The 11,539-nt window shown below is 58.8% G+C and carries 7 protein-coding genes and 4 pseudogenes; 6 read left to right on the top strand and 5 right to left on the bottom strand.

What is annotated here, in order from left to right:
• The 3 genes and pseudogenes from HX613_RS08680 to HX613_RS08670 all read right to left on the bottom strand — a co-directional run.
• Window positions 1-666, bottom strand: a pseudogene (locus tag HX613_RS08680) (integrase catalytic domain-containing protein); the annotation flags it as partial.
• A 285-nt stretch (window positions 667-951) separates the two neighbouring features.
• On the bottom strand, window positions 952-1,230 hold the full coding sequence (locus tag HX613_RS08675; protein ID WP_235344961.1) for a hypothetical protein: 279 nt from the start codon (window positions 1,228-1,230) through the stop codon (window positions 952-954).
• 77 nt (window positions 1,231-1,307) lie between these two features.
• Window positions 1,308-2,660: a TRAP transporter large permease subunit gene (locus HX613_RS08670; protein WP_235344962.1), complete on the bottom strand. Its 1,353-nt coding sequence runs from the start codon at window positions 2,658-2,660 to the stop codon at window positions 1,308-1,310.
• A gap of 480 nt (window positions 2,661-3,140) precedes the next feature.
• On the opposite strand from HX613_RS08670, the gene HX613_RS08665 reads away from it, so the two are divergent.
• Window positions 3,141-4,532: an MFS transporter gene (locus HX613_RS08665; RefSeq protein WP_235344963.1), complete on the top strand. Its 1,392-nt coding sequence runs from the start codon at window positions 3,141-3,143 to the stop codon at window positions 4,530-4,532.
• 536 nt (window positions 4,533-5,068) lie between these two features.
• A pseudogene (locus HX613_RS22615) lies at window positions 5,069-5,725 on the top strand (excinuclease ABC subunit UvrA); the annotation flags it as partial.
• A 69-nt stretch (window positions 5,726-5,794) separates the two neighbouring features.
• On the opposite strand, the pseudogene HX613_RS22105 reads toward HX613_RS22615, so the two are convergent.
• Both HX613_RS22105 and HX613_RS08650 read right to left on the bottom strand, forming a co-directional pair.
• A pseudogene (locus tag HX613_RS22105) lies at window positions 5,795-6,175 on the bottom strand (excinuclease ABC subunit UvrA); the annotation flags it as partial.
• A gap of 875 nt (window positions 6,176-7,050) precedes the next feature.
• The gene (locus tag HX613_RS08650; RefSeq protein WP_235344963.1) at window positions 7,051-8,442 is read right to left on the bottom strand and encodes an MFS transporter; all 1,392 of its coding nucleotides are present in this window, start codon (window positions 8,440-8,442) and stop codon (window positions 7,051-7,053) included.
• A 480-nt stretch (window positions 8,443-8,922) separates the two neighbouring features.
• Between HX613_RS08650 and HX613_RS08645 the strand changes: the two genes are divergently transcribed.
• The 4 genes and pseudogenes from HX613_RS08645 to HX613_RS08630 form a co-directional block, all read left to right on the top strand.
• Window positions 8,923-10,275, top strand: coding sequence for a TRAP transporter large permease subunit (locus HX613_RS08645; RefSeq protein ID WP_235344962.1), 1,353 nt, complete (start codon window positions 8,923-8,925; stop codon window positions 10,273-10,275).
• Between the two features lie 77 nt (window positions 10,276-10,352).
• Window positions 10,353-10,631 carry a hypothetical protein gene (locus tag HX613_RS08640; protein WP_235344961.1) on the top strand — a complete coding sequence of 93 codons (279 nt, stop codon included), beginning with the start codon at window positions 10,353-10,355 and terminating at the stop codon, window positions 10,629-10,631.
• A 284-nt stretch (window positions 10,632-10,915) separates the two neighbouring features.
• The gene (locus HX613_RS08635) at window positions 10,916-11,092 is read left to right on the top strand and encodes a hypothetical protein (protein WP_235344960.1); all 177 of its coding nucleotides are present in this window, start codon (window positions 10,916-10,918) and stop codon (window positions 11,090-11,092) included.
• Window positions 11,089-11,539 (top strand): annotated as a pseudogene (locus HX613_RS08630) (integrase catalytic domain-containing protein); the annotation flags it as partial. The gene HX613_RS08635 and the pseudogene HX613_RS08630, both read left to right, overlap by 4 nt.

The following is an 11,539-nucleotide window of genomic DNA, read 5'->3' as shown; positions in this document are numbered from 1 at the left end:
GATATTCGTATGCGCGTTGTTGCGCACGGTACGGGTAAACGTCCACCCCGTATGGAAATCGGTGAGATTGAGTGTCCTAGCGAATTCCCCCGATTCGACGGGACCGCAGTGGGCGACGGTATCGCCTTCGAAGAAGCCGGGTTCGTCTTCGACGTCGTCACCGGCGCGGCGGATCGTGATCGCTGAACGCAGCAGGCTCCCGGGCTTCGTTGTCGAGATCCCATTGATTGCGTCTTTGGCCCGTGTGGGCCCCAGGTACCGGTCGATCGTGGCTGGGCTCATTGCCAGCAGTTCCTTGCGCACCGTTGTGGTGTAACGATCCTGACCGAGGACGAGCTCGTGATGGGCTTCGAGGAGATCGAGGAGGATACGCATCGTCGCGTGAAGGTATTTCCCGCACTGGCCGCCCGAGATCGCCCACACACGCTGAAGGATCTTCACTGCGTCATAGGAGTATTTCCTGGACCGGGGCTTCCGGTGCTGTTTCGTCACCTGTCTGCCTGGTCCTGGCGGGTGCTTGGCTGCCTGGGTCAATCGCCGTCGAGCATTGTCGCGAGTCCAGCCGGTCACCGCGACGACCTCTTTGAGAACAGCCCCTTTGTTCTTCTTCGAGGCTTTCTTGTATTGCCTGGCGTATTTCGTGGTGATCTCTGCGCGAGTCGCCATCGACAGTTCACTCCCCATAGCTTCCGAGGGTCCACCATTTCGCGGGCAAAAGTATATGAGGCACCGAGGGTGGCATCCGGGCTGTCTATCTGAGTCTTGCCGTCCTATTGAAAATGTGTGTACATGCGTTTAGATTGTCACCTGCACCTACTCTGCCAGGCACGAGCCCTCCCGAAGCGGAGGACCTATGTCAAGGCAGGGCCCCTCTCGGAACGGAGGACCTATGTCAAGGCAGGGCCCCTCTCGGAACGGAGGACGCGTGCTTGACAGAGCCCGCAAACGGGGTCAGTCGGACGTGTCCCATTTCAGTACATAGGCGATGGCGAACCCTGCCAAGCCGGTAATTGCTGCGCAGGCCGTAGTCGGCGCGAAGAGTACATCCATGGCGCCTGAGACCAGCGTCTGCTGAGCAAAGAGCGCACCGGCCAATTGGGTTAGCACAAGTACCGTTCCCAAAACGAGGAATGCTACGAGCGTGATCTTGAAGAGCAGAAGGAGCAGCCACGCCAGAAGCGCGCGGATCCCGGTTGGCGTGGTGTCATCCTGAGAAGAGTTCTCGGACATTGTCGGACTCCTTGTTCGAATCTGTAGGTATGGTCAGTTGATGGAGAACGTCAGTCGAGGCTGATCGTTCAGGTTGTTCAGGCGATACTGAAGATCGGTAGCAGGCCGAGTGCGACCAGTGAGCCCAAAATGATGGTGGGTATCACGAACCAGAGAATGAGTCTGACGAACAGCTTTCCCGGATCGACTCCTGCGATGCCGGAGACGATATAGATCGGTGCTGCTCCAGGAGGGGAGCAGCCTTCGGTTGCGGAGAACAGAAGCACAGCCACTGCAGCAGGGACCGGGCCAGCTCCAGCTGCGGTCAGCGCCGTGAAGGCAACCCCGCCGACTGCGGCAATGGTTGCGGTTGACGTCAGTGGCGCTGCTAGCAGGACTACCAGCGAGCCGACAGCAAGTGCGACGACGAGGCCAGGCGCCTCGATTCTGCTCATGAATACCGCGAGGTCTTCCGAGAGTCCCAATTCGCCCAGCGCACTGGCAGCGGCGAAAGCGAAGAACAGCGTCGCACCGACGAGAGAGTATTGGGGGGCAACTTTATCGAGTAGCTTGTTCCAGCTCTTCGCCGACCGAGGCAGGTGCTTTGCGCCCACCATCAAGCAGGCCAGAAGGATCATGACCGGGATCCACACGATGATACTGATTGACTCAAAGGTCTCTGCTCCCAGGCGTCCAGTGAGCCAATCGGCTCCCGGGCCGACCGTCAGCAGCAGAGGGACGGCGATGCCAATGTAGATGAACAGCGAGGTCCATCCTTGGCGAATGGCCGCCTTGAACGGCTGGATGTCAGCCCGTTCGACCTTGTCGACGCCGTAGATGCGGATCCATATAGTGACAACGATCAGTCGGTACAACAATGCCCAAGCACCGCCGCAGAAAAGACCGATGAACAACTGATCTGCTGCAACGAACGGAGCGACCGCGGCCGAGCCGAGAAGCACGAACATCGAGGACGAGGGCGGGAAGCTGGGGCCGAGTCCGGAGCTTCCGGCGACCAACGAGGCCGCGATCTCCGGTTTCCAGTTGGATCTGGTCATCCACGGGATCGTCACTGATCCGACCGCTGCGGCGTTCCCTGATCCGGAACCGGAGATCGTGCCGAATAGCGCAGATGCCACTGTGGACACATACCCCGCTCCGCCTCTGACGCGGCCGAAGACAGAATTGAGAATCTCCACCTGCTTCTCCATGAGCCCCAGCTCTTTGAGCATGAAGCCCATGAATATGAACGCTAGTGCGGCGAACACGACCTGTTCCTGCAGCGCATCAACTATGCCGGTACCAAGGATCTGGAAGAAGTCTTTGCCGCCGAACAAGCAGACGACGACGAAGCCCAGCAACATGGACTCGCCGATATTGCGTTTGATCACCACGTTCCACACGATGATGAAGGCCAAGTAGGCAACCATTGCCCAGATGGAAAGGGACATAGAGAGTAATCCTGTCGGTCGTCGATGCGAACAGAGCAAAGCTGTCGAACACCCGCTGAATGAGATCGGAAGCCCAGTGCGCAATCAAGGGCAGGGTCGAGTGCATCCGTGCACTCAAAGCTCTGTCGATGGTGTTGGCCCGGTGTCAGCTTCTCCTTTGAGCGGTGTCGAACCTTGCGATCGCTTCGCAAATCTCGTCATTGGAATTGCTACAGGCAAGTCAAACAGTGCCCAGTAGAGATTGTCAACAATACTGCAAGCAAAGTTAGTAACAATACCCCGAGGGTGCGCAGCTGGCTCATGGTCGCTCCATGTCCTGCGGGGTTGACGCGCAGGACCCAGGGGCAGACGGATCCTGCTCGCGGACCGACTGAAGATCGCATGCGGATCTGTACTCGAGTTCTATGTTAACAAAAATGTTGACAATCATAACCTGTTTGTAGATTATTGAGAATGTTCAGTTTCCAATGAGGGGGTTCCATGACAGAGTCGTCACCTACGCCGCAGCAGGGACCGCCCCCTGTCGTTGTCGACGACGAGGGGCGTCAGCTGACGCTGAGTACAGTTGAGATGCGCAGAATCTTGGCGTCGAGCTTCATCGGATCTGCGATAGAGTTCTATGACTTTCTCCTCTACGCGACGGCATCGTCAATCGTCTTTGCCTCTCTCTATTTCACCGGATTCGGCAGCGGAAGTTTGGCGGTATTCGCTTCATTCGCGACTCTTGCTGCAGGCTATTTGGCTCGGCCGCTCGGAGGAGTGATCTTCGGGCACTTCGGCGACCGACTCGGTCGGAAGAAGACCCTTGTGCTTTCAATGATCATCATGGGAAGTGTTACCGTCATCGTCGGACTGATGCCTCCTGCATCGATGATCGGCATCATTGCTCCGATCTCTTTGTTGGTCCTCCGGGTGATTCAGGGCATCGCTGTCGGCGGTGAGTGGGGTGGCGCTGCGCTCATGGCGCTGGAACATGCACCCAAGGCCAAGCGGGGATTTGCCGCGTCATTCGCCAATGCCGGTGGGCCGGCCGGGGCTGTGCTTGCGACTGTCGTCATGTCTGTCATGACCGTGCTCACCGGCGATCAGTTCGTTGTGTGGGGCTGGAGGATCCCGTTCCTTCTCTCTGCGGTGCTCATCGTCGTCGGCCTGGTGATCAGGTTGAAAGTGTCGGAGTCGCCGGTGTTCCAGACGCTCGAAGAAGAACATGACCGTCGACGGATTCCGATCTTCGATGTGCTATGCAACCATCTGAAGCCTGTTCTCATCGGCTTGGCAGTGGCTGTGAGCGTGTACACGACGCAATCGCTTGTCACGGTGTGGGGAGTGTCCATGGCTGTCGATGCGGGCGAGGACAAGACGTGGGTGCTGAACTGGAAGGCCGGTGGCTCCCTCATCATGATTCTCACCTGCTTCGTGTCCGCACGCCTGAGCGACAGGATCGGTAGGGCGCGCATGATCTTCATCGCCTGCTTGGTCGTTGCGGCTTCTGCATTTCCCATAACGTTTCTTATCGGATCGGGTCGCATCGAGATGTTCTCTGTCGCGATTCTTTTTGGACAGGGAATCGTTCAGGGGCTCATCTACGGTCCGATCTCGGCATATGTGGCAGAGCTGTTTCCAGCGTCTGTGCGCTACACGGGCGCGTCCGTCGCCTACCAGGGAGCAGCGGCTCTGGGCGCAGGAATCACTCCTATGCTCGCTTCGGCTCTTATGCTGCTTCCGTTCGGAGGTCTGTGGTGGGTCGGCACAATTTGGGCGCTGGTTGCTCTGTTCGGTGCCCTGGTCGTCGCGCTTCATCAAACCGCGATAGATCCCGAGAACAAAGTCCGGGCACGCTCTCAGCAATTGGAATCGACCACTATCGCCTGAGACGCTCATTCTGTGAGGCGACTCGCCCGGGTTCAGAGTAGACTGAGCCCGGGTGATTTCGCATTGAGGCTGGCGACTAACGAGGACCCGCGACTCCCCCAATGAGCGAGAGTCAGGGGTGCCTGAACTCCTCCCCCGGGCGACTACACGGCAAGGTATCGTACTCTCCATCATTTCCTTAGCACCACCAATAGCCAATTCAGGATCTGCGGGAAGGGCAACAGACAGGGGTGCAAGCCCTTGAAGGATGGCACTGGATCCTACAGATTGTGGAGAGCCGGTGAGTTGGCCTCCGCACGACGAGGAATGCGGATCAGACGCTCATCATCGATCTCGAGACCGCCACGGTGCCAGCGTTGTTCGTTCCGGCCGCGGTCCTCCATAGTGCTTGAGGATTTTGACAAGTTGGTGAGACAGATGCCGTCTCATGCTTGTGTCACATCTCAGGTCAGCGCGGTGCTCCTCTGACAAGTTCCGCTAGACCCTACAATGCTGATCTCATCGCGATCATCCCCTCGCGCGGCGACAATGGGGACATGAGCAATCACCAGATGATCGAGATTCGAGGCGCCCGCGTGCACAACCTGGCGAACATCGATGTCGACGTCCCATTGGGTTCGCTGGTCGGTATCGCCGGTGTCTCCGGTTCGGGCAAGTCGTCCCTGGCGATGGGAGTCCTGTACGCGGAAGGCTCTCGGCGCTACATCGAAGCGCTGTCCACTTACACGCGCCGCAGGATGAGCCAAGCGCCGCGTGCCGACGTCGACCGGGTCAGTCACGTGCCTGCCGCTCTGGCTCTGCGACAGCGCCCGGGCATCCCCGGCGTCAGATCGACCTTCGGCACGTCCACCGAACTGCTCAACGTCGTCCGGCTCATGTTCTCGCGCCTGGCGTCACATGTCTGCCCGAACGGCCACCGGCAGGAACCGACGCTCAATGTCGCGGCAGAGGAGCCCTCCGCTTGCCTCAGCTGCGGAGCGAACGTTCACGCTCCAGGAGAAGAGGAGCTGGCCTTCAATTCGGTGGGAGCCTGCCCATCCTGTGAAGGGACGGGCATTGTACGCAAGGTCGACGATGCCTCCCTGATCCGTGACGAGGACATGAGCATCGACGATGGAACGGTGATTCCATGGCAGATGTTCGGCTTCAACGTCCAACCGCAGATCGCACGCGAATTCGGCGTCCGCACGGACATCCCCTGGAAGGAGTTGAGCGCCGAGGAGAAGACCATCGTCTTCGATGGCCCGAAAGTGAGCGATGTGCTTCTCTTCCGGGCCATCGAAGACGATGGTCTTCTCCTCGGCGCTCAACTCCTTCCAGGGGATGTCCGTGCGGACGCCGAATTCGCGTGCGATCTGCGGTTGGACGTTGAAGCCGAACATCTGCCATGGAATCACCGTTCCATCGTCGATGCTCATGTCCTCGTCACGGATCAGGGAGGCATCGTCGACCTTGCGTACAATGCCCGTCCCTTCACAGGATGGGCAGGCTCCCACCGAATTGAAGGCCAGCTCCTCTTCTCCTGGAGCGTGAACGTTCGCTCCGCAGCTGAGGCAAGCGGAGGGCTCCTCTGCCGCGACATTGAGCGTCGGTTCCTGCCGGTGGCCGTTCGGGCAGACATGTGACGCCAGGCGCGAGAACATGAGCCGGACGACGTTGAGCAGTTCGGTGGACGTGCCGAAGGTCGATCTGACGCCGGGGATGCCCGGGCGCTGTCGCAGAGCCAGAGCGGCAGGCACGTGACTGACCCGGTCGACGTCGGCACGCGGCGCTTGGCTCATCCTGCGGCGCGTGTAAGTGGACAGCGCTTCGATGTAGCGCCGAGAGCCTTCCGCGTACAGGACTCCCATCGCCAGGGACGACTTGCCCGAACCGGAGACACCGGCGATACCGACCAGCGAACCCAATGGGACGTCGACATCGATGTTCGCCAGGTTGTGCACGCGGGCGCCTCGAATCTCGATCATCTGGTGATTGCTCATGTCCCCATTGTCGCCGCGCGAGGGGATGATCGCGATGAGATCAGCATTGTAGGGTCTAGCGGAACTTGTCAGAGGAGCACCGCGCTGACCTGAGATGTGACACAAGCATGAGACGGCATCTGTCTCACCAACTTGTCAAAATCCTCAAGCACTATGGAGGACCGCGGCCGGAACGAACAACGCTGGCACCGTGGCGGTCTCGAGATCGATGATGAGCGTCTGATCCGCATTCCTCGTCGTGCGGAGGCCAACTCACCGGCTCTCCACAATCTGTAGGATCCAGTGCCATCCTTCAAGGGCTTGCACCCCTGTCTGTTGCCCTTCCCGCAGATCCTGAATTGGCTATTGGTGGTGCTAAGGAAATGATGGAGAGTACGATACCTTGCCGTGTAGTCGCCCGGGGGAGGAGTTCAGGCACCCCTGACTCTCGCTCATTGGGGGAGTCGCGGGTCCTCGTTAGTCGCCAGCCTCAATGCGAAATCACCCGGGCTCAGTCTACTCTGAACCCGGGCGAGTCGCCTCACAGAATGAGCGTCTCAGGCGATAGTGGTCGATTCCAATTGCTGAGAGCGTGCCCGGACTTTGTTCTCGGGATCTATCGCGGTTTGATGAAGCGCGACGACCAGGGCACCGAACAGAGCAACCAGCGCCCAAATTGTGCCGACCCACCACAGACCTCCGAACGGAAGCAGCATAAGAGCCGAAGCGAGCATAGGAGTGATTCCTGCGCCCAGAGCCGCTGCTCCCTGGTAGGCGACGGACGCGCCCGTGTAGCGCACAGACGCTGGAAACAGCTCTGCCACATATGCCGAGATCGGACCGTAGATGAGCCCCTGAACGATTCCCTGTCCAAAAAGAATCGCGACAGAGAACATCTCGATGCGACCCGATCCGATAAGAAACGTTATGGGAAATGCAGAAGCCGCAACGACCAAGCAGGCGATGAAGATCATGCGCGCCCTACCGATCCTGTCGCTCAGGCGTGCGGACACGAAGCAGGTGAGAATCATGATGAGGGAGCCACCGGCCTTCCAGTTCAGCACCCACGTCTTGTCCTCGCCCGCATCGACAGCCATGGACACTCCCCACACCGTGACAAGCGATTGCGTCGTGTACACGCTCACAGCCACTGCCAAGCCGATGAGAACAGGCTTCAGATGGTTGCATAGCACATCGAAGATCGGAATCCGTCGACGGTCATGTTCTTCTTCGAGCGTCTGGAACACCGGCGACTCCGACACTTTCAACCTGATCACCAGGCCGACGACGATGAGCACCGCAGAGAGAAGGAACGGGATCCTCCAGCCCCACACAACGAACTGATCGCCGGTGAGCACGGTCATGACAGACATGACGACAGTCGCAAGCACAGCCCCGGCCGGCCCACCGGCATTGGCGAATGACGCGGCAAATCCCCGCTTGGCCTTGGGTGCATGTTCCAGCGCCATGAGCGCAGCGCCACCCCACTCACCGCCGACAGCGATGCCCTGAATCACCCGGAGGACCAACAAAGAGATCGGAGCAATGATGCCGATCATCGATGCAGGAGGCATCAGTCCGACGATGACGGTAACACTTCCCATGATGATCATTGAAAGCACAAGGGTCTTCTTCCGACCGAGTCGGTCGCCGAAGTGCCCGAAGATCACTCCTCCGAGCGGCCGAGCCAAATAGCCTGCAGCAAGAGTCGCGAATGAAGCGAATACCGCCAAACTTCCGCTGCCGAATCCGGTGAAATAGAGAGAGGCAAAGACGATTGACGATGCCGTCGCGTAGAGGAGAAAGTCATAGAACTCTATCGCAGATCCGATGAAGCTCGACGCCAAGATTCTGCGCATCTCAACTGTACTCAGCGTCAGCTGACGCCCCTCGTCGTCGACAACGACAGGGGGCGGTCCCTGCTGCGGCGTAGGTGACGACTCTGTCATGGAACCCCCTCATTGGAAACTGAACATTCTCAATAATCTACAAACAGGTTATGATTGTCAACATTTTTGTTAACATAGAACTCGAGTACAGATCCGCATGCGATCTTCAGTCGGTCCGCGAGCAGGATCCGTCTGCCCCTGGGTCCTGCGCGTCAACCCCGCAGGACATGGAGCGACCATGAGCCAGCTGCGCACCCTCGGGGTATTGTTACTAACTTTGCTTGCAGTATTGTTGACAATCTCTACTGGGCACTGTTTGACTTGCCTGTAGCAATTCCAATGACGAGATTTGCGAAGCGATCGCAAGGTTCGACACCGCTCAAAGGAGAAGCTGACACCGGGCCAACACCATCGACAGAGCTTTGAGTGCACGGATGCACTCGACCCTGCCCTTGATTGCGCACTGGGCTTCCGATCTCATTCAGCGGGTGTTCGACAGCTTTGCTCTGTTCGCATCGACGACCGACAGGATTACTCTCTATGTCCCTTTCCATCTGGGCAATGGTTGCCTACTTGGCCTTCATCATCGTGTGGAACGTGGTGATCAAACGCAATATCGGCGAGTCCATGTTGCTGGGCTTCGTCGTCGTCTGCTTGTTCGGCGGCAAAGACTTCTTCCAGATCCTTGGTACCGGCATAGTTGATGCGCTGCAGGAACAGGTCGTGTTCGCCGCACTAGCGTTCATATTCATGGGCTTCATGCTCAAAGAGCTGGGGCTCATGGAGAAGCAGGTGGAGATTCTCAATTCTGTCTTCGGCCGCGTCAGAGGCGGAGCGGGGTATGTGTCCACAGTGGCATCTGCGCTATTCGGCACGATCTCCGGTTCCGGATCAGGGAACGCCGCAGCGGTCGGATCAGTGACGATCCCGTGGATGACCAGATCCAACTGGAAACCGGAGATCGCGGCCTCGTTGGTCGCCGGAAGCTCCGGACTCGGCCCCAGCTTCCCGCCCTCGTCCTCGATGTTCGTGCTTCTCGGCTCGGCCGCGGTCGCTCCGTTCGTTGCAGCAGATCAGTTGTTCATCGGTCTTTTCTGCGGCGGTGCTTGGGCATTGTTGTACCGACTGATCGTTGTCACTATATGGATCCGCATCTACGGCGTCGACAAGGTCGAACGGGCTGACATCCAGCCGTTCAAGGCGGCCATTCGCCAAGGATGGACCTCGCTGTTCATCTACATTGGCATCGCCGTCCCTCTGCTGCTGACGGTCGGCCCGGGAGCCGATTGGCTCACTGGACGCCTGGGAGCAGAGACCTTTGAGTCAATCAGTATCATCGTGTGGATCCCGGTCATGATCCTTCTGGCCTGCTTGATGGTGGGCGCAAAGCACCTGCCTCGGTCGGCGAAGAGCTGGAACAAGCTACTCGATAAAGTTGCCCCCCAATACTCTCTCGTCGGTGCGACGCTGTTCTTCGCTTTCGCCGCTGCCAGTGCGCTGGGCGAATTGGGACTCTCGGAAGACCTCGCGGTATTCATGAGCAGAATCGAGGCGCCTGGCCTCGTCGTCGCACTTGCTGTCGGCTCGCTGGTAGTCCTGCTAGCAGCGCCACTGACGTCAACCGCAACCATTGCCGCAGTCGGCGGGGTTGCCTTCACGGCGCTGACCGCAGCTGGAGCTGGCCCGGTCCCTGCTGCAGTGGCTGTGCTTCTGTTCTCCGCAACCGAAGGCTGCTCCCCTCCTGGAGCAGCACCGATCTATATCGTCTCCGGCATCGCAGGAGTCGATCCGGGAAAGCTGTTCGTCAGACTCATTCTCTGGTTCGTGATACCCACCATCATTTTGGGCTCACTGGTCGCACTCGGCCTGCTACCGATCTTCAGTATCGCCTGAACAACCTGAACGATCAGCCTCGACTGACGTTCTCCATCAACTGACCATACCTACAGATTCGAACAAGGAGTCCGACAATGTCCGAGAACTCTTCTCAGGATGACACCACGCCAACCGGGATCCGCGCGCTTCTGGCGTGGCTGCTCCTTCTGCTCTTCAAGATCACGCTCGTAGCATTCCTCGTTTTGGGAACGGTACTTGTGCTAACCCAATTGGCCGGTGCGCTCTTTGCTCAGCAGACGCTGGTCTCAGGCGCCATGGATGTACTCTTCGCGCCGACTACGGCCTGCGCAGCAATTACCGGCTTGGCAGGGTTCGCCATCGCCTATGTACTGAAATGGGACACGTCCGACTGACCCGTTTGCGGGCTCTGTCAAGCACGCGTCCTCCGTTCCGAGAGGGGCCCTGCCTTGACATAGGTCCTCCGTTCCGAGAGGGGCCCTGCCTTGACATAGGTCCTCCGCTTCGGGAGGGCTCGTGCCTGGCAGAGTAGGTGCAGGTGACAATCTAAACGCATGTACACACATTTTCAATAGGACGGCAAGACTCAGATAGACAGCCCGGATGCCACCCTCGGTGCCTCATATACTTTTGCCCGCGAAATGGTGGACCCTCGGAAGCTATGGGGAGTGAACTGTCGATGGCGACTCGCGCAGAGATCACCACGAAATACGCCAGGCAATACAAGAAAGCCTCGAAGAAGAACAAAGGGGCTGTTCTCAAAGAGGTCGTCGCGGTGACCGGCTGGACTCGCGACAATGCTCGACGGCGATTGACCCAGGCAGCCAAGCACCGCCAGGACCAGGCAGACAGGTGACGAAACAGCACCGGAAGCCCCGGTCCAGGAAATACTCCTATGACGCAGTGAAGATCCTTCAGCGTGTGTGGGCGATCTCGGGCGGCCAGTGCGGGAAATACCTTCACGCGACGATGCGTATCCTCCTCGATCTCCTCGAAGCCCATCACGAGCTCGTCCTCGGTCAGGATCGTTACACCACAACGGTGCGCAAGGAACTGCTGGCAATGAGCCCAGCCACGATCGACCGGTACCTGGGGCCCACACGGGCCAAAGACGCAATCAATGGGATCTCGACAACGAAGCCCGGGAGCCTGCTGCGTTCAGCGATCACGATCCGCCGCGCCGGTGACGACGTCGAAGACGAACCCGGCTTCTTCGAAGGCGATACCGTCGCCCACTGCGGTCCCGTCGAATCGGGGGAATTCGCTAGGACACTCAATCTCACCGATTTCCATACGGGGTGGA

The organism is Brevibacterium sp. UCMA 11754 (genome assembly GCF_021532275.1).
Taxonomy (GTDB): Bacteria; Actinomycetota; Actinomycetes; order Actinomycetales; family Brevibacteriaceae; genus Brevibacterium.
The sequence above is the reverse complement of the archived record's forward strand: the minus strand, read 5'-3'. Positions and strand labels throughout refer to the sequence as shown.